Origin of the sequence: Planococcus sp. SSTMD024 (assembly GCF_041320495.1) — a bacterium.
Classification (GTDB): Bacteria; Bacillota; Bacilli; order Bacillales_A; family Planococcaceae; genus Planococcus.
Genome location: NZ_JBGGNS010000019.1, coordinates 215,023 through 235,417, shown reverse-complemented (window position 1 = coordinate 235,417; position 20,395 = coordinate 215,023). Strand labels below are relative to the sequence as shown.

The 20,395-nt window shown below is 50.7% G+C and carries 19 protein-coding genes; 17 read left to right on the top strand and 2 right to left on the bottom strand.

Features of this window, described 5'->3' with window-relative positions:
• The first annotated feature begins 337 nt into the window (after nucleotides 1-337).
• The 3 genes from AB9R92_RS05050 (at nucleotide 338) to AB9R92_RS05040 (ending at nucleotide 3,854) form a co-directional block, all read left to right on the top strand.
• Nucleotides 338-940, top strand: coding sequence for a helix-hairpin-helix domain-containing protein (locus AB9R92_RS05050; protein ID WP_370668405.1), 603 nt, complete (start codon nucleotides 338-340; stop codon nucleotides 938-940).
• 71 nt (nucleotides 941-1,011) lie between these two features.
• On the top strand, nucleotides 1,012-1,584 hold the full coding sequence (locus AB9R92_RS05045) for a ComE operon protein 2 (RefSeq protein ID WP_370668404.1): 573 nt from the start codon (nucleotides 1,012-1,014) through the stop codon (nucleotides 1,582-1,584).
• A gap of 104 nt (nucleotides 1,585-1,688) precedes the next feature.
• Nucleotides 1,689-3,854 carry a DNA internalization-related competence protein ComEC/Rec2 gene (locus AB9R92_RS05040; protein WP_370668403.1) on the top strand — a complete coding sequence of 722 codons (2,166 nt, stop codon included), beginning with the start codon at nucleotides 1,689-1,691 and terminating at the stop codon, nucleotides 3,852-3,854.
• A gap of 36 nt (nucleotides 3,855-3,890) precedes the next feature.
• Here the strand turns inward: AB9R92_RS05040 and AB9R92_RS05035 are convergent, their stop codons facing one another.
• Nucleotides 3,891-4,025 carry a YqzM family protein gene (locus AB9R92_RS05035; protein WP_082799234.1) on the bottom strand — a complete coding sequence of 45 codons (135 nt, stop codon included), beginning with the start codon at nucleotides 4,023-4,025 and terminating at the stop codon, nucleotides 3,891-3,893.
• 178 nt (nucleotides 4,026-4,203) lie between these two features.
• On the opposite strand from AB9R92_RS05035, the gene holA reads away from it, so the two are divergent.
• Nucleotides 4,204-5,238, top strand: coding sequence for a DNA polymerase III subunit delta (gene holA, locus AB9R92_RS05030; RefSeq protein WP_370668402.1), 1,035 nt, complete (start codon nucleotides 4,204-4,206; stop codon nucleotides 5,236-5,238).
• A 107-nt stretch (nucleotides 5,239-5,345) separates the two neighbouring features.
• Here holA and rpsT read toward each other — a convergent pair whose 3' ends face one another.
• Complete coding sequence (gene rpsT, locus AB9R92_RS05025; RefSeq protein WP_068869008.1) at nucleotides 5,346-5,594, bottom strand: 30S ribosomal protein S20; 249 nt, start codon at nucleotides 5,592-5,594, stop codon at nucleotides 5,346-5,348.
• Nucleotides 5,595-5,809: 215 nt separating this feature from the next.
• On the opposite strand from rpsT, the gene lepA reads away from it, so the two are divergent.
• The 13 genes from lepA (at nucleotide 5,810) to floA (ending at nucleotide 20,369) form a co-directional block, all read left to right on the top strand.
• The gene (lepA, locus tag AB9R92_RS05020; protein WP_370668401.1) at nucleotides 5,810-7,639 is read left to right on the top strand and encodes a translation elongation factor 4; all 1,830 of its coding nucleotides are present in this window, start codon (nucleotides 5,810-5,812) and stop codon (nucleotides 7,637-7,639) included.
• Between the two features lie 60 nt (nucleotides 7,640-7,699).
• Nucleotides 7,700-8,839 (top strand): radical SAM family heme chaperone HemW, encoded by a 1,140-nt coding sequence (gene hemW, locus AB9R92_RS05015; RefSeq protein ID WP_370668400.1) that lies wholly within the window; start codon nucleotides 7,700-7,702, stop codon nucleotides 8,837-8,839.
• Between the two features lie 92 nt (nucleotides 8,840-8,931).
• The gene (gene hrcA, locus AB9R92_RS05010) at nucleotides 8,932-9,963 is read left to right on the top strand and encodes a heat-inducible transcriptional repressor HrcA (RefSeq protein ID WP_370668399.1); all 1,032 of its coding nucleotides are present in this window, start codon (nucleotides 8,932-8,934) and stop codon (nucleotides 9,961-9,963) included.
• 19 nt (nucleotides 9,964-9,982) lie between these two features.
• Complete coding sequence (grpE, locus tag AB9R92_RS05005) at nucleotides 9,983-10,588, top strand: nucleotide exchange factor GrpE (protein WP_370668398.1); 606 nt, start codon at nucleotides 9,983-9,985, stop codon at nucleotides 10,586-10,588.
• A gap of 40 nt (nucleotides 10,589-10,628) precedes the next feature.
• Complete coding sequence (gene dnaK, locus AB9R92_RS05000) at nucleotides 10,629-12,458, top strand: molecular chaperone DnaK (RefSeq protein ID WP_370668397.1); 1,830 nt, start codon at nucleotides 10,629-10,631, stop codon at nucleotides 12,456-12,458.
• A gap of 116 nt (nucleotides 12,459-12,574) precedes the next feature.
• A complete protein-coding gene (dnaJ, locus tag AB9R92_RS04995) occupies nucleotides 12,575-13,696 on the top strand; it encodes a molecular chaperone DnaJ (RefSeq protein WP_370668396.1) in 1,122 nt (373 codons plus the stop codon).
• Between the two features lie 94 nt (nucleotides 13,697-13,790).
• Nucleotides 13,791-14,732, top strand: coding sequence for a 50S ribosomal protein L11 methyltransferase (gene prmA / locus AB9R92_RS04990; RefSeq protein ID WP_370668395.1), 942 nt, complete (start codon nucleotides 13,791-13,793; stop codon nucleotides 14,730-14,732).
• A gap of 12 nt (nucleotides 14,733-14,744) precedes the next feature.
• The gene (locus AB9R92_RS04985; protein ID WP_370668394.1) at nucleotides 14,745-15,482 is read left to right on the top strand and encodes a 16S rRNA (uracil(1498)-N(3))-methyltransferase; all 738 of its coding nucleotides are present in this window, start codon (nucleotides 14,745-14,747) and stop codon (nucleotides 15,480-15,482) included.
• A 15-nt stretch (nucleotides 15,483-15,497) separates the two neighbouring features.
• Nucleotides 15,498-16,832 carry a tRNA (N(6)-L-threonylcarbamoyladenosine(37)-C(2))-methylthiotransferase MtaB gene (gene mtaB / locus AB9R92_RS04980; RefSeq protein WP_370668393.1) on the top strand — a complete coding sequence of 445 codons (1,335 nt, stop codon included), beginning with the start codon at nucleotides 15,498-15,500 and terminating at the stop codon, nucleotides 16,830-16,832.
• A 34-nt stretch (nucleotides 16,833-16,866) separates the two neighbouring features.
• On the top strand, nucleotides 16,867-17,535 hold the full coding sequence (gene deoC, locus AB9R92_RS04975) for a deoxyribose-phosphate aldolase (protein ID WP_370668392.1): 669 nt from the start codon (nucleotides 16,867-16,869) through the stop codon (nucleotides 17,533-17,535).
• Nucleotides 17,536-17,630: 95 nt separating this feature from the next.
• Nucleotides 17,631-17,804, top strand: a complete 174-nt coding sequence (rpsU, locus tag AB9R92_RS04970; RefSeq protein WP_006828698.1) for a 30S ribosomal protein S21 — start codon at nucleotides 17,631-17,633, stop codon at nucleotides 17,802-17,804.
• A gap of 288 nt (nucleotides 17,805-18,092) precedes the next feature.
• Entirely contained in the window at nucleotides 18,093-19,379 is a 1,287-nt protein-coding gene (locus AB9R92_RS04965; protein ID WP_370668513.1) for an NfeD family protein, read from the top strand.
• Nucleotides 19,380-20,369: a flotillin-like protein FloA gene (floA, locus tag AB9R92_RS04960; RefSeq protein WP_370668391.1), complete on the top strand. Its 990-nt coding sequence runs from the start codon at nucleotides 19,380-19,382 to the stop codon at nucleotides 20,367-20,369.
• Nucleotides 20,370-20,395 lie beyond the last annotated feature (26 nt).

The window sequence follows — 20,395 nt, the reverse complement described above, 5'->3', positions numbered from 1 at the left end:
CCTTATCTTTCCAGTGGTAAAGCGAGACGACCGAGACCCCGCAAGAAATGAATGAGCGAAGCTTAGCTGAGCGCATTCATTTGCGACGCATCTGCCCTGCAGATGTGAGAGCACAAGGTTTTCGAAGCGGCTGAGGAGGCTTGAGCGCGAGCCCGCGGAGTCGTGCGATAAGCTTCGGAAAATACGGCTTTTTACTTTTCTCGACAAGCAGCAACCCCGCATATTTTGATATGCGGGGTTTTTTCACGGAAAGATAGACTTCTGCCTGTCCGTTATTATATAATTCAGACAGCTTCAGCTGTTTGCTTTCTGCGGAAACGAGGGATGCCCACTGAATATGTCTCCACAACTTGCCAAATACGGCCGCATCGTTGTGCCGATCGCCGCGGTTTTGGCGCTTCTCTATTTCTTTCTCCTGCACGAACCCCCTGAGGCTACACGCCTCGACGAACTCACTTCTGAAACCATCACACAAGCGCCGCCACCTGAAACCGATCCGGCGGTCCCGACAAGCGTCATGATCGATGTGAAAGGCGCGGTCAAAAATGAGGGCTTGTATGAATTGCCTGCCGGTTCGCGTATCAATGATGCCATCGAAGCGGCCGGCGGCTTTTTGCCGGAAGCGGACAGCCGCTCGATCAATCTGGCGGTCATCGTGCTGGATGAATCGTCGGTCTATGTACCGAAACAAGGCGAAGAAAGCGTTGAGCAGGTAGCCGCAGTACCGGCAGGCAGCGCAGAGCCCGGCCTCATCAACTTGAATACGGCAAGCGAAGATGAGTTGACCGAACTTCCTGGAATCGGCCCGGCCAAAGCCGCGGCAATTGTGGCGCACCGCACTGAAAACGGGCCATTCAAAAGCACCGAGCAATTGACGGACGTGACAGGCATCGGCGAAAAGAGCTTTGAACAATTGAAAGAACTGGTCCGTATCAGATAGGGACGGACGGCTCTTGACGAAACAACTGCCTCTGCTACACTTAATTTAACGAAACAGCAGGGGGCAATCAGATGAAGCGAATAACGTGGGATCAATTTTTCATGGCTCAAAGCCATCTTTTAGCGCTAAGAAGCACTTGCACACGGCTGGCTGTCGGAGCGACGATCGTCCGGGACCGGCGCATCATGGCCGGGGGCTATAACGGCTCGATTTCCGGTGGGGACCATTGCATCGATAAAGGCTGCTATGTCGTCGATAACCATTGCGTGCGGACCATCCATGCGGAAATGAACGCACTCTTGCAATGTGCGAAATATGGTGTCAGCGTCAGCGGCGCCGATATGTATGTCAGCCATTTCCCTTGCCTCCAATGCACAAAATCCATTATCCAGGCGGGCATTTCGCGCCTTTATTACGCGGCGGATTATAAAAATCATGAATACGCGATCGAACTGCTGGAACAGGCAAATGTTGAAGTGATCCAAGTGGTGTTCGACGAACGGACGATCGATTTCCTCAGCGTCGAGAAAACGGCGCTGTATATGGAATTGATTGATAAGCTTGGCGCAAAAGGGGCGAGCGAAGAAGAGTTGTCCCATTATAAAGAACGGGTGAAGGAATTATTCGGAGAACTTATCGTTTAACGGAAGCGTTATTTCTCTATGCAGCAATTGCGACGGCAATTGCCGCACAAGCAGCACATGGCTCAGCTGATAAGCTTTTGCTCATGGTGCTGCTTTTTTGTTGGATGATATACCGGAAAGAAGCTGGCATTTGGCTGGTGATTGTTTTCGCGTTGTCATTGATTTCCTTCATTAACATGGATGCCCGTCTGGTGGAGGGCCCATTATTAACCGGAAGTTTTCAAGGGGCACTTATTTTCGGTGAAATATCGATCGACGGCGACCGCTTGTCAGGATTTGCGTCTGCCGGTTCTGGCCAAGTCATTTATGCCAGCTACCGAATCCGTTCAGTTGAAGAACAGCAGCGGTTGCGGGCGCTGGGCCCATCAGCGGCGCTACAAGTGGCGGGAAAATATGTGGAGCCGAGAAAGCCTGCCCATCATTACGCGTTTGATATGGCGAGCTATCTGACACGCCATAATGCATCGGGCATGCTTGAGATCGAAACGCTCGAGTCAGCGGCATCGGGGACAGGGCTGCGTGCGCGTTTGGCCCGGCAGCGCAGTGATTTGATTGAACATATCGAGACATCCTTCCCCGAATCATTAACAGTGGAAGCAAAAGCGCTTTTGCTCGGGGATCGCAGCGGTATGGATGTTGAACAGGCCAGGATTCAGCGGACGCTCGGCATCACCCATCTGTTTGCTATATCGGGTTTGCATGTCGGCATCGTCACTGGCATGATTTATTTTATTTTGCTGCGCTTGCGTGTCAGAAAAGAAAGTGCGACGGTGTTATTGCTGGTTGTGCTGCCGCTTTATGCGGTATTTGCTGGAGCTGCCCCGTCGGTCATGCGGGCTTGCGCCATGGTGGCATTAGTATTGGGGGCGCGGTTCTTCGGGCTGCGTGTCTCAGCCGTTCACGCCTTATCTGCGAGCTTTATCCTGTTTTTGTGGATGGACCCCGGTCTGTTGCAGGATATCGGTTTTCAATTGTCATACGGGGCGAGTTTCGGGATCATTGCTTCGATGAAATTGATGGAAGGGGCTTCTGTTATAAAAAGCGGCTTGATTGTCACGGCCGTTTCCCAGCTATGTCTATATCCTCTTTTGCTGTTCCACTTTTTTGAAATCTCCCTATCCTCCTTTTTGGTAAATGCCCTCTATGTCCCGTTGTTCACACTGCTGATTTTGCCGGCGAATTTCATTCTATTGGCTGCGACGTTTCTGCCGTCCGGCATCGATACCGTTCTTTTTGCGGCCTATGAGCCGCTGCGCAGCTGGATTGAGAGGCTGACTTCGTTTTTGGCGGGTTTGCCCCACCAAGTCTGGACGCCGGGCAGGCCGTCTCTTGGTTGGCTGTTGTTCATGGCTGCCAGCGTGTTGCTGTTTTTCATCCAGGCGGAAAAGCGCTTTCGCCTGCGTTTAATGCTCATTTTACTTGTGCCGGCATTGTTGCTGACGGTGAAGCCGTTTATCGACCCTAGGCTTCATGTCAGTTTTATCGACGTCGGCCAGGGCGACAGCGCATTGATTGAGCTGCCTTACCGCAAGGCAGTGTACTTGATCGATGCCGGGGGGGTGTTGCGTTTTGATGGGGAGACATTCCAGGAACGAAGCCGGCTGTTTGAAGTCGGGCGGCAAACGGTGGTGCCGTATTTGAAAGGGCGCGGGATCTCCAGTGTCGACCTTTTTATCTTGAGCCATCCGGATGCAGATCATGCAGAAGGGGCGGATGAAGTCTTTGAAGAACTGGCTGTGGAGTGCCTGCATATTACGCCTGGCTCTGAAGCGAATGCTTTGATGGCCGAGCTTGCACCGACTGCCCGGGAAGCCCGTGTGGAATTGCCAAAGAGCGGTGCAGGGTGGCGAGTGGGCGAAACGCAATTCACGTATTTATCGCCGGAAGATGAATTATATGAAGGCAATGACGATTCGCTCGTCTTGTTGATGGAACACCAGGGACAACGGTTCCTCTTTACGGGAGATCTGGAAAGTGACGGCGAAGCGGGAGTTGTTGAGCGCTATGGCGAACAACTAGCCGGCATGACAGTCCTGAAAGTCGGGCATCACGGCAGCAAGACGTCAAGCTCGCAGCTTTTTCTGGAAGCCCTGCGGCCGCAAGTTTCGGTCGTATCTGCAGGTGTCGACAACCGCTATGGGCATCCGAGCCCGGAAGTGACGGCGCGTTTCGGTGAATTGGGCCTGCGGCTTGTGTCGACAGCCGAGAACGGAACGATCCGCATGACGATTGAAGACGGGCGTGTCACGGTCGACACCAGCCGAAAATAAAAAAAGCCCCGGCATAGGCCGGGGCTTTTTTTGTAATCAGCGGGCTACGAATTGCACGACGCCAGCGATGATGAAAATAAGTGCGAAGAAACCAAAGGAAACGACGAAGCCCATCCCTGCATCGATGGCATCGTTGCGTTTGGACTGAACGTTCTGTTCAAATTCATTCATTGAAAATCCCTCCTAGTTGATTTTATTATAAGGGAACAAAAGCGAAAAATCCATATCGAACTCAACAATGTCCGCCGAATTCGGCCGACGTCACACAACTGTCAAAAGCGGACTTGCCCCGTGAGGCAGACCGAAGCGGAGAAATCCGGTATAGTTAAGGGCAGAGGGAGTGAAACGTATGATTACATCAATTTGGAAGTCGATACGCGCGGATAAAATCGATCCGGTTTACCTGATCGTCGGCACAGAGAGTTATTTCATCACCAAGACAATCGAATTGCTGAAAGCGCAAATGGCGGAGGCGGGGGAAACGGATGTCTCCAATTTTGATTTGGATGAAGTGCCGGTCGGCCATGTGCTGGAAGAAGCGGACACGATCCCGTTTTTCAGCGACCGCAAGCTGATCATCGCGCGCAACGCTTCGTTCCTGAAAGCGGCGGAACGCGGGAAAGAAAAAATCAACCATGACCTCAAATCCTTGGAAGCATGGCTCGAGAATCCCCCGGCGACAAGTGTGACGGTTTTTGTGGCACCGTATGAAAAATTGGATGAACGCAAAAAAATCGTCAAGTTGATGAAAAAGAACGCCGTGCTTATCGAAGCGAAAGCACTGCAGCCGCATGAACTGGAAAGCTGGATTGCGCATGAGGCGAAATCCCATGGCAAGACAGTGGAGCGCCAAAGTGCGCAAAAGCTCATCGAAATGGCGGGCACCAATTTAAACATGCTCGCTTCGGAGATCGAGAAGATGTCCTTATACCTTGGCTCGGAGCAAGAAGAGATCTCACAAGCGCTCATTGAAGACATGACTGCGCGGACCCTCGAGCAGGATGCCTTCAAGATGCTGCAAGCCTATTTGGACGGGGACGTCAAGACGGCACTCAGCGTCTATTACGACCTGTTGCGCCAAAAGGAAGAGCCCGTCGCACTCGCCGCGCTGCTCGCGTCGCAGATCCGCTTCATGGTGCATGTCTATTACCTGCAGAAAAAAGGCTATCATGCGCAGCAAATCTCCAAACAGCTCAAGGCGCATCCTTACCGCGTCAAATTATTAGTGGAAAAGCGCCGGCAGATTTCGGAAGCCCGGTTGCTTCAAGTGCTCGGGGATTTGGCGGACATCGACCTGCAATTAAAAACCGTTTCCGGCAATAGGGAACGGGTGCTGGAATTCTTCCTCATGAAACGCGCGGGGCATACGAAGCAATCTTCTTGATTGTGTAATCACCTAGCGAAATAAGCGCTGCCTGTTGAACCGGGCGGCGCTTGTTTTTTTGCACAGAAAAAAGCCGGCCCAATACAGGGCCGGCTTTTTGATGCGTTTTACGCTTTTTTCATGAGGCTTGATTTTCTACGGGCAGCAGTGTTTTTGTGGATCAAACCTTTAGAAGCTGCTTTCTCAACTTGTTTGATTGCTGCTTTAAGGGAATCCCCTTTGTTTTCTTCATTGTTGGCTACAGCTTGCTCAGCCTTTTTCACAGAAGAACGCATTGCAGATTTAACAGATGAGTTCTGAGCATTTTTCGTATCGTTCGTGCGAACACGTTTGATTGCAGATTTAATGTTTGGCATATCTTTCACCTCCTAGACAATTTGAGCGGCAGGCCGAAGCCCTTGCTCTTCAATGTCTCTATACAACAAAAGTTATTTTATCAAATCGGCTGGCCGAATGCAATAGTTACGTGCAAAGAAGTTTGCCTTGACAGTTGAAGCTTTATGCGGTCATTCATTGCCCATTACCCGCTTGACTGCTATAATTCAAAGTAGTTTATATGGGAGTGAAGAAAATGGACCAAGAACAGAGATTAGCGAGACAACAGAAGATCCGCAACTTTTCCATCATCGCACACATCGATCATGGAAAATCGACGCTGGCCGACCGCATTTTGGAAAGAACCAATGCACTGACAGCACGGGAAATGAAATCCCAATTGCTCGACTCCATGGATTTGGAGCGTGAACGGGGCATCACCATCAAATTGAACGCCGTCCAGCTCAATTATACAGCAAAAGACGGAGAAACATACATTATGCACTTGATCGATACGCCGGGCCATGTCGACTTCACATACGAAGTGTCACGCAGCCTCGCTGCATGTGAAGGCGCCGTGCTCGTCGTCGATGCAGCGCAAGGCATTGAAGCGCAGACCTTGGCCAATGTCTATTTGGCGCTCGATAACGATCTCGAGATTCTTCCGGTCATCAACAAAATCGATTTGCCTGCAGCCGACCCTGAGCGCGTGCGCCAGGAAGTCGAGGACGTCATCGGCCTCGATGCGTCTGAAGCTGTGCTGGCTTCCGCTAAAGCGGGAATCGGCATCGAAGAGATCCTCGAACAAATTGTCGAAAAAGTACCGGCACCGACAGGAGACCCGTCCGCACCGCTCAAGGCGATGATCTTCGATTCTTTGTATGATCCGTACCGCGGCGTCGTTGCCTACATCCGGATCATGGAAGGTACCGTGAAACCGGGCGATAAAATCAAAATGATGGCAAGCGGCAAGGAGTTCGATGTCGTCGAAGCTGGTGTCTTCACGCCGAAAGTGACCTTGCGCGATGAATTGACGGTCGGCGATGTCGGTTTCCTCACTGCTTCCATCAAAAACGTCGCGGATTCCCGCGTCGGGGATACGATTACGCTTGCGGACAACCCGGCACAGGAAGCACTGCCAGGTTACCGCCGCTTGAACCCGATGGTCTACTGCGGGATGTACCCGATCGATACATCGAAATACAATGATTTGCGCGATGCACTGGAAAAACTGGAACTGAACGATGCGGCATTGCAATTCGAGCCAGAATCCTCACAAGCGCTCGGCTTCGGCTACCGCTGCGGCTTCCTCGGCCTGTTGCATATGGAGATCATCCAGGAACGCATCGAACGTGAATTCAATATCGATTTGATCACCACTGCGCCAAGCGTTATCTATCACGTCCACATGACAGACGGGGAAGTGCTCAATATCGACAACCCGGCGATGATGCCGGACCCGCAAAAGATTGAATACGTCGAAGAGCCGTATGTCAAGGCGACTGTCATGGTCCCGAACGATTTCGTCGGCGCCGTCATGGAAATCTGCCAGCAGAAGCGCGGCAATTTCATGACGATGGATTACCTCGACAATTCACGCGTCAGCATCATTTACGAATTGCCGCTTGCTGAGATCGTCTATGATTTCTTCGACCAATTGAAATCGGGCACCAAAGGCTACGCCTCGTTCGATTATGAATTGATCGGCTACAAGGATTCCAAGCTGGTGAAAATGGACATTCTCCTGAATGCGGAGAAAGTCGATGCCTTGAGCTTTATCGTCCATAAGGATTTTGCTTACGAACGCGGGAAAGTCATTGTCGACAAACTGAAGACCTTGATTCCCCGCCAGCAGTTTGAAGTTCCGATCCAAGCCGCCATCGGCCAGAAGATCGTTGCCCGCCAAACCATTAGCGCTATCCGGAAGAACGTCCTTGCGAAATGCTACGGCGGCGATATTTCCCGTAAGCGAAAACTTCTTGATAAGCAGAAAGAAGGGAAAAAGCGGATGAAGCAAGTCGGCTCCGTGGAAGTTCCCCAAGAAGCATTTATGGCTGTCCTGAAGATGGATGACCAATCCAAATAAAACGAAAAAAAGGGGGCGGTTTTTCTGCCTCCTTTTCTTATTAGAAAGAAGGATTTTTCAATGGTAAAAGGCATGTATATCCATATTCCATTCTGCCACCAGATTTGTTTTTATTGCGATTTCAATAAAGTGTTCTTCAAAGACCAGCCAGTGGACGGCTATATCGAGTCGATCGGCAAGGAATTGGCACTGTGGAAACAACAAGGCGCACTGGAGGAGCCGCTTGAGACGGTTTTTCTCGGCGGCGGGACACCGACTGCCTTAACGCCTGTGCAGTTGGAGCGTTTGCTCGAATTGATCCATCGGTATGTCCCAATGGCTGAAGACGTCGAGTGGAGCTCCGAAGCGAACCCGGATGAATTGACGCGTGAAAAAATGGAAGTGCTCTATAAAGGCGGTGTCAACCGGCTGAGCATGGGCGTCCAGACCTTCGACCAGGATTTATTGAAGCGGCTCGGGCGCACGCATGCCAATGAGGATGTGCTCCGGGCTGTCGAAACCGCACGGGAAGTCGGGTTTACGAATATCAGCTTTGACTTGATGTACGGGTTGCCCGGACAGACGATGGCGCAATGGGATGAAACGCTGGAGCGCGCATTCGCATTCGGCATGCCGCATTTCTCGGCGTATTCGTTGATCATCGAGCCGAAAACGGTGTTTTATAATTTGATGGTCAAAGGCAAGCTCAATACAGTGACGGAAGACTTGGAAGGCGATATGTACGAGCGCCTCATGGATGAAATGGAAAAGCACGGCTTGCATCAATACGAAATTTCCAATTTCGCAAAGCCGGGCCATGAATCCCGCCACAACCTCCTGTATTGGGACAATAAAGAATACATCGGGATCGGGGCTGGCGCCCATGGCTACGTGAACGGCGTCCGCTATTCCAATCACGGCCCATTGAAAAAGTACATGGAGCCTCTGGAGTCTGGGGAGCGGCCTGTGCTTGACGAGACAAAAGTCAGCGTCAAGGCGCAGATGGAAGAAGAAATGTTCCTCGGCCTTCGCAAAACGGCAGGCGTCGATATTGCCCATTTCGAAGAAAAATTCGGCGCGCCGCTGGAAAAAGTGTACGGGGAGATTCTCCAAAACGAAAAAGCGAAAGGCAATTTGGCGGTCGAACAAGGCCGTGTCAAGCTGACGCATAAAGGCCGATTTGTCGGCAACGAAGTCTTTGAGCAATTTTTGCTTTCATAAGAAGCGCATCCGTTGACAAGCAAAAAAAGATTTGGTAATTTTAGTGTAGTCTTAGCACTCGAACTCATAGAGTGCTAACAGAGGTGATGATCATGTTAACAGAACGGCAGCTGCTCATTTTGAAAGTGACAGTCGATGATTATATCCAATCAGCGCAGCCGGTAGGATCGAACCAACTAGCTAAAAAGCCGGGCATCACTGCCAGTTCGGCAACCATTCGCAACGAATTGGCTGAACTAGAAGGCCAGGGCTACCTCGAAAAGACTCACACATCCTCGGGCCGGATTCCGTCGCAAAAAGGCTACCGCTATTACGTGGACCATTTGCTGACACCGAATCCTGTACCGAAACAGGACATTGTCCAGCTTCGTTCGGTTTTTGAGGAAAAAGTGACCGAAACCGAGGAAATCATCAAACGCTCGGCTGGCATCCTGTCCGAATTGACGAATTACACGTCGATTCTGCTCGGGCCGGATATCCGGAAACACATCGTCAAGAAATTGTCGATCGTGCCTTTGTCCCCGGGAATGGCGGTGGCGATCATCGTCACCGATTCGGGGCATGTGGAAAATCGGGTATTCTCCATCCCGCCGGATCTGGATCCATCCGACATCGAAAAGATGGTCAATATCATGAACGAGCGGCTCATTGGCGTCTCGCTGCACGATTTGCACAAACGCCTCGAGCAGGAAACACTCGCTCTCTTGCGCCAGCATATCGAGCGTTACGGGGAATTATTCCGTACGTTCCAGCAGGCCCTGCTGCTTCCGCACTCGGATAATGTGTATTATGGAGGCAAGCTGAACATTTTGAAGCAGCCGGATTTCCATGATATCCAAAAAATCCGTGAGCTGATGGATGTGATGGAAGAAGGGAAACACATTCCTGAAATCTTGCCGATCGGCGCTCAAGGGCTTCAAATCCGCATCGGATCCGAGAATGCATTGGCGGCCATGGAAGACTGCTCGGTCATTACGGTGTCTTATGATATCGGGGATGAGCAGGTAGGCTCCATCGCAATCGTCGGCCCGAAAAGAATGGACTACCGCCGGATCGTTTCGCTGCTTGATTATGTAAGCGGCGATTTATCGAAAGAGCTGACACGGCTGTTTCAAGGAAAGTGAACCAAAGGAGGCACATATTTTGTCGAATGAAAAAGAAACATTCAAACAACAAGACCTAGAGCAGGACACTGTACAACAAGAAACGCAAGGTGCCGCTGAAGAAACGGCAGAAACTGCTGAAGGAATTGAACCGGGCACTGTCGAGTCGGCTGAACAAGCCGAAGCTGAAGAGCCTATCGATGAGACAGCCGCACTTCAAGCACAACTTGAAGAAGAGCAGAACAAATACTTGCGTCTTTTGGCAGATTATGACAACTTCAAGCGCCGTGTAAAAAAAGACCAGGAATTGGCAAAACAATTCCGTTCCCAGTCCTTGTTGACGGATCTGTTGCCGGTCATGGATAATTTTGACCGTGCGCTCGCTGTTGAAACGAAAAGCGAAGAATCCGCTTCACTTTTGAAAGGCCTTGAAATGGTCAAAAAATCCCTGGCTGACGCTGTAGCGGCGGAAGGCTTGGAAGAGATCAAAGCGGTCGGTGAACCATTCGACCCTCATTTCCATCAGGCAGTAATGCAAGAAAGCGATGCAGACAGCGAACCGGGTACGGTGTTACAGGAGCTTCAAAAGGGGTATACCCTGAATGGCAGAGTGCTCCGCCCGGCAATGGTGAAAGTGAACGAATGATTGAAAATCAGAGAATCTAATGTTAATGGAGGAATTTTAAATGAGCAAAATTATCGGAATTGACTTAGGTACAACAAACTCAGCGGTCGCAGTCCTAGAAGGCGGAGAACCAAAGATCATCCCAAATCCGGAAGGCAACCGCACGACACCGTCCGTCGTATCGTTTAAAAACGGCGAACGCCAAGTCGGTGAAGTAGCGAAACGCCAATCCATCACGAACCCGAACACCATCCAATCCATCAAACGATTGATGGGGACACAGGAAAAAGTGACGGCTGAAGGCAAAGAATACACGCCGCAAGAAGTTTCAGCGATGATCCTTCAATACATCAAAGGCTATGCTGAAGATTACCTTGGCGAGAAAGTAACGAAAGCCGTCATTACGGTACCGGCATATTTCAACGATGCAGAACGTCAAGCGACTAAAGACGCTGGGCGCATCGCAGGCCTTGAAGTGGAACGCATCATCAACGAGCCGACAGCAGCAGCGCTTGCTTACGGCCTGGATAAAATGGAAAAAGACGAAACGGTCTTGGTCTATGACCTTGGCGGCGGTACTTTCGACGTATCGATCCTTGAACTCGGCGACGGCGTGTTCGAAGTAAAATCGACTGCCGGCGACAACCGTCTGGGCGGCGATGATTTTGATAAATTGATCATCGACTACTTGGTCCAGGAATTCAAAAAAGAAAACGGCATCGACTTGTCGAAAGACAAAATGGCGACACAGCGCTTGAAAGATGCTGCTGAAAAAGCGAAAAAAGATTTGTCAGGCGTAACAACAACTCAAATTTCATTGCCGTTCATCACAGCCGGTGAAGCAGGGCCGCTTCATATGGAAATGAGCCTATCCCGCGCGAAATTCGACGAGTTGACTTCTTCTCTAGTCGAACGTACGATGGGGCCGACTCGCCAAGCCTTGAAAGATGCAGGCGTTTCCGCATCAGAACTTGACCGCGTCATTTTGGTCGGTGGATCTACACGCATCCCGGCTGTACAAGAAGCTGTCAAAAAAGAAACAGGCAAAGACCCGCACAAAGGCGTTAACCCAGACGAAGTTGTCGCAATGGGCGCAGCTGTACAAGGCGGCGTATTGACTGGCGACGTTCAAGACGTGGTATTGCTTGACGTTACGCCACTATCCCTTGGTATCGAAACAATGGGCGGCGTGTTCACGAAATTGATCGAACGCAACACGACGATCCCGACATCTAAATCGCAGACATTCTCTACTGCAGCGGACAACCAGCCGGCAGTCGACATCCATGTCATGCAAGGCGAACGCCCGATGGCAGCCGACAACAAAACACTCGGCCGCTTCCAGTTGGCGGATATTCCACCAGCACCGCGCGGCGTGCCACAAATCGAAGTAAGCTTCGATATCGACAAGAACGGCATTGTCAGCGTAAAAGCGAAAGACCTCGGCACGCAAAAAGAACAAACGATTACCATCCAATCCAGCACAACGCTTACGGATGATGAAATCGACCGCATGGTGAAAGAAGCGGAAGAAAATGCAGAAGCGGATGCGAAGCGCAAAGAAGAAGTAGAACTTCGCAATGAAGCAGACCAAGCAGTCTTTACGACAGATAAGACGATCGAAGACCTTGGGGAAGCAGTTTCTGAAGACGAGAAGAAACAAGCGGAAGCCGCGCGCGATGAGTTGAAAACCGCGCTAGAAGGCACAGACATCGAAGATATCCGCACGAAAAAAGATAAATTGCAAGAGCTTCTTCAAGGCTTTGCCATGAAAGCTTACGAGCAAGCAGCGCAGAACCAGCAAGGCGCTGAAGGCGAAGCTCAGCAAGGTAATGACGACGGCGTTGTCGATGCTGACTTTGAAGAAGTAAACGACGATAAAGACAAGTAAGATATGCAAGGCCGAAAAAGTCAAAGCAAAGCAACTGCTTTGGCTTTTTCAATGTCTTTGCAAGCGCAATTTAAACCGTGTACAATTACAGTTGACTGCAAGAGGGAGAGTGACCTATGAATAAGCGAGACTATTATGAAGTCCTTGGCGTTTCTAAGGATGCTTCAAAAGAGGAAATCAAGAAAGCGTACCGAAAGCTTTCCAAACAATATCACCCGGACATCAACAAGGAAGCGGATGCTTCCGAGAAGTTCCAGGAAGTCAAGGAAGCCTACGAAGTATTGAGTGATGATCAAAAACGCGCCCAATACGATCAATTCGGCCACCAAGATCCGAACCAAGGCTTTGGCGGCGGATTCGGCGGTGCGGAAGGATTCGGATTTGATGATATTTTCAGCACCTTCTTCGGCGGCGGCACGCGCCGGCGCGACCCGAATGCACCTCGAAAAGGCGAGGATCTTCAATATTCCATGACCATCGATTTTCTGGATGCGATATTCGGCCGGGAGACGGAAATTGAAATCCCGAAAGATGAAACATGCGAAACATGCGACGGTTCCGGCGCGAAGCCTGGAACGAGCAAGAAGACATGCCCATATTGTGAAGGAACGGGCCAATTGAATGTCGCGCAAGACACGCCGTTTGGCCGCATGGTCAACCGCCGTGCTTGCCACCATTGCGAAGGCACCGGCCAGATCATTGAAGAAAAATGTACTACTTGCCGCGGGGCAGGCAAAGTAAGAAAAATGAAGAAAATCAAAGTGACGGTTCCAGCGGGCGTCGACGACGGGCAGCAATTGCGCGTATCAGGACAAGGCGGACCAGGAATCAACGGCGGGCCAGCCGGAGATCTTTATGTGCTGTTCCGTGTCAAACCGCACAAGCAATTCGAGCGCGACGGGGATGATATCCACCTTGAGTTGCCAATTACTTATCCGCAAGCCGCACTCGGTGATGAGATCGAAGTGCCGACGGTTTCCGGAAAAGTGAAACTGAAAATACCAGCCGGAACGCAAAACGGCGCACGCTTCCGCCTGCGCGGGAAAGGCGTACAAAACGTCCACGGATACGGCGTGGGCGATCAGCACATCACCATCAAAGTGAAAGTGCCGACCAAGTTGAGCGAAAAGCAGAAACAATTGCTGCGCGAGTTTGCTGAAATTTCCGGGGATATCCCGGAAGAACAAAGCAGTTCATTGTTCGACAAGATTAAAAGAACCATCAAAGGTGATTCATAACAGGTATTTATAGCCTTGGACAAATGGAAAACTCCCGTGCAATAGGGAGTTTTCTGTCTGTTACATAATTGTTCGAAAAAGGAGCTGGTCGTAAGTGAAATGGTCCGAGCTGTCGATTCATACGACGAATGAAGCGATTGAATCAATTTCCAACATACTGCATGAAGCAGGGGCAAGCGGAGTCGTCATCGAAGATTCCGAAGATCTGACGAAAGACCGCGAAGATGTATTCGGCGAAATCTATTCACTCGATCCTGAAGATTTCCCGACAGAAGGCGTCATTTTGAAAGCGTATTTGCCGGTCAATAGTTTTCTTGGGGAAGCGGTTGAAGGCATCAAACTGGCCATCAATAACCTTGCGGATTTCAACATCAATGTCGGCCGCAATGTCGTTACGATCAGTGAAGTGAATGAAGAAGACTGGGCGACGTCGTGGAAGAAGTATTACCACCCGGTAAAGATCTCCAAAAGATTCACCATCGTGCCGACATGGGAAACCTACCATCCGGTTTCAAGCGACGAACTGATCATCGAACTCGATCCGGGCATGGCGTTCGGGACCGGGACTCATCCGACAACCGTCATGAGTTTGCAAGCACTTGAAAAACACGTCGATAAGGGCAATACGGTCATCGATGTCGGGACTGGCTCGGGCGTGCTTGCAATCGGCGCGGCCTTGCTTGATGCGGGGTCGGTGAGGGCGCTGGACCTCGATGAAATCGCCGTGAAAGCGGCAGGGCTGAATGTTAAATTGAACAAGGTCCAGGACCGTGTCCATGTTTTCCATGGCAATTTGCTCGAAGCGATCGATGATCCGGCAGATGTGGTCGTGGCGAATATACTCGCTGAGATCATCATGTCCTTTACGGACGACGCTTATCTAGCGGTCAAGCCGGGCGGCATCTACATCACGTCCGGAATTATCGCCCAGAAGAAAAATGAAGTAAAACAAGCGCTCGAAGCTTCCGGATTTGTCATCGAAGATATTATGATGATGGAAGACTGGGTAACGATCATTTCAAAAAAACCGCTATAACGGGGTGCGACCATGCAACGATACTTCTTGGAAGATAAAGAATACGGCAATGGCCAGTTGACGATTACAGGAGACGATGCGAAGCATATCGCGAAAGTGATGAGGCAAACGGTCGGTGAGCAATTGATTGCCGTCGTTTCCGGCAAAGTCCATTTGGCCGAAATCACGGAGATTACGGCAGGCGTCCACATCAAGCTGATCCGGGAGCTCGAGGACCGCAGCGAATTGCCGAAACAAGTGACGATCGCTTGTGGCCTCCCAAAAGGCGACAAGCTCGAACTGATTACCCAAAAAGCGACGGAACTTGGGATGAGCGCGTTATTGCCCTATTCGGCTGAGCGCTCGATCGTCAAATGGGACGGCGCCAAAAGCGTAAAGAAAATCGAGCGGTTACAGAAAATCGCCAAGGAAGCGGCTGAGCAATCGCATCGCAGCCGCATCCCTGCCATACATACGCTGCACAGCTTTAAAGAACTGGCGGATGCTGCGAAAAATTACGATGCGGTCATCGTCGCTTATGAAGAAGAGGCGAAAAAGAGCGGCGGAAAGCGGTTTGCCGAAATTCTGGAATCATTGTATGATAAAGACTCAATCTTGCTTGTTTTCGGGCCGGAAGGCGGCATTTCGGAAACAGAAGCGGCCGCACTCAAAGCAGCTGGCGCACAATTCACCGCGCTTGGCCCGCGTATTCTGCGCACAGAGACGGCTCCGCTTTATGCATTGTCTGCAATATCCTATGAATTTGAATGAAAGAGGTGGCCACCGATGTCAACAGTCGCATTTCATACTCTAGGTTGCAAAGTGAACCATTATGAAACCGAAGCGATTTGGCAATTATTCAAAGAACAGGGCTATGAGCGCACAGAGTTTGAGCGTCTATCCGATGTTTACGTCATCAACACCTGCACCGTCACCAACACGGGCGATAAAAAGAGCCGCCAAGTGATACGGCGTGCCGTCCGCTCCAATCCGGATGCGGTCATTTGCGTTACAGGCTGCTACGCCCAGACTTCCCCTGCTGAAATCATGGCCATTCCCGGCGTCGATATCGTCGTCGGTACGCAAGACCGGACCAAGCTCCTGGAATACATCGAGCAATACCGCGCTGAGCGCAAGCCGATCAACGCTGTCGGCAATATCATGAAGAACCGTGTCTATGAAGAATTGGACGTGCCCGCCTTCACAGACCGTACGCGCGCTTCGTTGAAAATCCAGGAAGGCTGCAACAATTTCTGCACGTTTTGCATCATTCCTTGGGCGCGGGGATTGATGCGTTCGCGCGATCCTCAGGAAGTCATCCGCCAAGCACAGCAATTGGTCGATGCCGGCTATCAGGAAATTGTTTTGACCGGCATCCATACCGGGGGCTATGGGGAAGACCTGAAAGAGTATAATCTGGCGCAGCTGTTGCGCGATTTGGAACAAAACGTGAAAGGCTTGAAACGCCTGCGCATCTCTTCGATCGAAGCCAGCCAGCTGACAGACGAAGTGATCGCTGTCTTGAAAGAGTCCGAAATCGTCGTGCGGCATCTTCACATCCCGATACAATCAGGGTCCGACACGGTCTTGAAACGGATGCGGCGCAAGTATACGATGGCATTTTTCGCCAATCGCCTGGAACGTTTGCGTGATGCCTTGCCGGACCTGGCGATCACTTCTGACGTCATCGTCGGGTTTCCGGGAGAGACGGAAGACGAATTCATGGACACCTTCAATTTCATCCGCGAGCATAGGTTCTCGGAACTTCATGTATTCCCCTACTCGATGCGCACAGGAACACCGGCAGCACGTATGGATGGCCAGATTGATGAAGCGGTTAAAAATGAACGCGTCCACCGCCTGATCGAATTGAACGATCAGTTGGCGAAGGAATATGCGAGCCGATATGAAGGCGAGCTGTTGGAAATCATCCCTGAAGAAGAGTCAAAAGACCACCAATCAGGCGGCATGCTTGTCGGTTACACGGATAATTACTTGAAAGTCGCCATTCCCGGCGATGAATCCTTGATCGGGAAAATCGTCAAGGTGAAAATCACCAAGGCAGGATATCCGCTAAACGAAGGGCAATTTGTCCGCGTGATGGACAGTTTACCTGCCTAACAGAAAACTTACTTGAAGAATGGAGAACTGATTTATGACGAATATTGCATCTTTAATCGACCACACATTGTTAAAAGCGGAAGCTACAGCACCTCAGATCGAACAGCTTTGCAAAGAAGCGGCCGAGTATCATTTCGCTTCCGTTTGCGTCAACCCGGCTTGGGTATCGCTTGCGGCTCAACAACTTGAAAACAGCGAAGTAAAAGTCTGCACGGTTATCGGCTTCCCGCTCGGTGCCTCGACTTCCGAAACGAAAGCGTTCGAAACAAAAGACGCCATCGAAAAAGGCGCTGGTGAAATCGACATGGTCTTGAACATCGGAGCATTGAAGAGTGGCCAGGAAGATGTCGCAAAAGCGGATGTCGAAGCGGTCGTGAACGCAGCAAAAGGAAAAGCAATCGTAAAAGTCATCCTTGAAATCTGCTTGTTGACGGATGAAGAAATCAAATTGGCCAGCCGCCTGTCGAAAGAAGCGGGAGCCGATTTCGTCAAAACATCGACCGGCTTCTCCACCGGCGGCGCAACTGTTGAAGCAGTCCGTTTGATGCGCGAAACAGTCGGCCCTGGCCTCGGTGTCAAAGCTTCTGGCGGCGTCCGCAGCCTTGAAGATGTGGAGAAAATGGTGGAAGCTGGAGCGACTCGCATCGGCGCAAGTTCAGGAGTCCAGATCATGCAAGGCCTCACTTCAGACAACGATTATTAAGTATTGACGAAGGCCAAATCATGCGTTATAATTTTCTAGTATATAACACTTGTTGTTATTTGCTTCAACGTGTGTTCGGAGGGAGGGAAAAAGAGATGTCAAAAACTACAGTTCGTAAAAACGAATCAATTGAAGATGCTCTTCGCCGCTTCAAACGCACTGTTTCGAAGTCCGGAACAATGCAAGAGGTAAGAAAGCGCGAGTATTATGATAAGCCGAGCGTGAAACGTAAATTGAAATCAGAAGCTGCGCGTAAACGTAAATTTTAATTGACTTTGATCTTAAATGACTTTTAAAAATAGCAACGAACAGCTAAAACCGGAAGCACAAATGTGCTTCCGGTTTTTTTATGCCTTAAAACGGTCACTAAATGATGAAGATGTAAGCGCATTCCATCGTAACTTGGGGAAAATTGCTTTATAATGAAAAAAGAAGCCGGCTTTTGAAACCGCAGCTCGACTCATCCGTATACATAATTATCCTAATGTTTTCATGAAGGAGAGGGGGAACTTGCCGTGCGTAGAAAAAAAGCCTGGATCGGCTTTTTGTTCCTGGTTATGGCGTTCGCTTTAGCGATTCCGGCCATCTCGGCGGATAACGGAAAGGTGTATGTCATTCCGATTGAAGCGGAAGTGGAGCGGGGGTTGCAGTCGTTCCTGGAGCGGGGCATTGAGGAAGCCGAAGAAGCCGGTGCGGAAGCCATTGTCTTTGAGATCGATACACCGGGCGGTTTTGTCAATGCAGCAGATGGCATTGCGCGCCTGTTGGATGAAGCCGAGCCTGAGACACTCGCTTTCATCAACCAGGACGCCTTGTCGGCCGGCGCTTTTCTAGCCTTGCATAATGATGAAATCTATATGCATCCGAATGGCCGGATGGGAGCGGCGCAAGTCATCGACCAGTCGGGCAATGCGGCTGCCGATAAAGCAAACTCTGCTTGGCTTGCTTCGATGAGAAGTGCTGCAGAATCGTCGGGCCGTAATCCGCAATTTGCCTTGGCGATGGCGGATGCCAGCATCGACCTTCCGGAATATCGGGCAGCTGAAGGTGAATTGTTGACACTCGGCGCACAGGAAGCGCTCGATGTTGGCTATTCGGAAGGGACCGTCTCGTCTCTCGATGAACTTCTTGAAGTAAAAGGGCTTTCCGGCGCTGAGGTCATCCAAGTGGAAGAAAACTGGTCAGAGACCCTTGCGCGTTTCCTGACCAGTCCGATCGTGGTGCCGATTTTACTGTCGGTGGCAGGCCTCGGCTTACTCCTTGAGTTGTTCACGCCGGGAATCGGGATCCCGGGATTCTTCGGCTTGTTTTCACTGATGCTGTTCTTTTACGGCCATTTGGTCGCAGGGCTTGCCGGATATGAATCGATTTTGCTGTTGGTCTTCGGTCTCGGTTTGATCTTGCTGGAATTTTTCGTTCCGGGCGGCATACTGGGGATTCTCGGGATACTGGCTGTCATCGGAAGTGTTCTATTAGCAGGTGAAGACGTGCAGTCAACAGCGATCGCGATTTTGATCGCATTACTTGTAGCTTCAGCAGGGATGGTGATTTTAGTGAAATTTTTCGGGAAGAAATTAAGCATGTTCAAGCGGATTATCTTAACCGATGCAACCGATACCGAACATGGCTATGTCTCAGCCGTCAACCGGCCGGAACTCATCGGCCAGATCGCCCGCTCCACCACTGCCCTGAGGCCATCTGGCACCATCCGGCTCGGTGATGAATACATCGATGCGGTATCCGAAGGGCGGTTTATCGACAGCAACAAAGATGTTAAGATTATCAAGGTAGAAGGGTCTCGCATCGTTGTGCGTGAACTCGAAAAACAAGAGGAGGAAGAATAAATGGGACTTGAAGCAATCGGCTTAGGCGCTGCGATAATTGGTATTATCGTCGTTCTTGCCATCTTTTTCACATTCGTACCAGTCACATTATGGATCTCGGCTTTAGCTGCCGGCGTCCGCATCAGCATCTTCACATTGATCGGGATGAGATTGCGCCGGGTTATCCCATCGCGCATCGTCAACCCGTTGATCAAGGCTTCCAAAGCCGGTCTTTCCGTACAGATCAACCAATTGGAAAGCCATTACCTGGCTGGCGGTAACGTCGACCGTGTTGTCAACGCATTGATCGCAGCACACCGTGCCAATATCGATTTGCCGTTCGAACGCGCAGCGGCAATCGACCTTGCCGGCCGTGACGTACTTGAAGCGGTTCAAATGTCGGTTAACCCTAAAGTCATCGAAACGCCATTCATCGCCGGTGTTGCTATGGACGGGATCGAAGTGAAAGCGAAAGCGCGTATTACCGTGCGTGCCAATATCGACCGCCTCGTCGGTGGTGCGGGCGAAGAAACAATCGTCGCCCGTGTTGGTGAAGGGATCGTTTCAACACTCGGTTCGAGCACGAACCACAAGAAAGTCCTGGAAAACCCGGACCTTATCTCCCAAACCGTTCTTGGCAAAGGGCTGGATTCAGGTACTGCTTTTGAAATCCTGTCAATCGATATCGCAGACGTGGATATCGGCAAAAACATCGGTGCCGAGCTCCAGACAGAGCAAGCGGATGCCGATAAGAAAATCGCGCAGGCAAAAGCTGAAGAACGCCGCGCAATGGCTGTCGCTAGCGAACAGGAAATGAAAGCGAAAGTTGTCCAGATGCGCGCGAAAGTCGTCGAAGCCGAAGCTGAAGTGCCGATGGCGATGTCAGAAGCGCTCCGTTCAGGAAATATCGGCGTGATGGATTATATCAACTACAAGAATGTCCAGGCTGATACAAGCATGCGCGAATCCATTTCGAAGAGCGGAACAGAAAAACAAGAGGACGATAACTAAAAAATTCCGCCATAACTCAAGGGAGG

Coding starts and splice junctions, on each gene's coding strand:
- deoC (WP_370668392.1), top strand. CDS start 16,867: ATGACGAATATTGCATCTTTAATCGACCACACATTGTTAAAAGCGGAA.
- AB9R92_RS05050 (WP_370668405.1), top strand. CDS start 338: ATGTCTCCACAACTTGCCAAATACGGCCGCATCGTTGTGCCGATCGCC.
- mtaB (WP_370668393.1), top strand. CDS start 15,498: ATGTCAACAGTCGCATTTCATACTCTAGGTTGCAAAGTGAACCATTAT.
- AB9R92_RS05045 (WP_370668404.1), top strand. CDS start 1,012: ATGAAGCGAATAACGTGGGATCAATTTTTCATGGCTCAAAGCCATCTT.
- floA (WP_370668391.1), top strand. CDS start 19,380: ATGGGACTTGAAGCAATCGGCTTAGGCGCTGCGATAATTGGTATTATC.
- dnaJ (WP_370668396.1), top strand. CDS start 12,575: ATGAATAAGCGAGACTATTATGAAGTCCTTGGCGTTTCTAAGGATGCT.
- AB9R92_RS05035 (WP_082799234.1), bottom strand. CDS start 4,025: ATGAATGAATTTGAACAGAACGTTCAGTCCAAACGCAACGATGCCATC.
- lepA (WP_370668401.1), top strand. CDS start 5,810: ATGGACCAAGAACAGAGATTAGCGAGACAACAGAAGATCCGCAACTTT.
- hemW (WP_370668400.1), top strand. CDS start 7,700: ATGGTAAAAGGCATGTATATCCATATTCCATTCTGCCACCAGATTTGT.
- AB9R92_RS04965 (WP_370668513.1), top strand. CDS start 18,093: ATGGCGTTCGCTTTAGCGATTCCGGCCATCTCGGCGGATAACGGAAAG.
- AB9R92_RS05040 (WP_370668403.1), top strand. CDS start 1,689: ATGATATACCGGAAAGAAGCTGGCATTTGGCTGGTGATTGTTTTCGCG.
- dnaK (WP_370668397.1), top strand. CDS start 10,629: ATGAGCAAAATTATCGGAATTGACTTAGGTACAACAAACTCAGCGGTC.
- rpsU (WP_006828698.1), top strand. CDS start 17,631: ATGTCAAAAACTACAGTTCGTAAAAACGAATCAATTGAAGATGCTCTT.
- hrcA (WP_370668399.1), top strand. CDS start 8,932: ATGTTAACAGAACGGCAGCTGCTCATTTTGAAAGTGACAGTCGATGAT.
- holA (WP_370668402.1), top strand. CDS start 4,204: ATGATTACATCAATTTGGAAGTCGATACGCGCGGATAAAATCGATCCG.
- AB9R92_RS04985 (WP_370668394.1), top strand. CDS start 14,745: ATGCAACGATACTTCTTGGAAGATAAAGAATACGGCAATGGCCAGTTG.
- rpsT (WP_068869008.1), bottom strand. CDS start 5,594: ATGCCAAACATTAAATCTGCAATCAAACGTGTTCGCACGAACGATACG.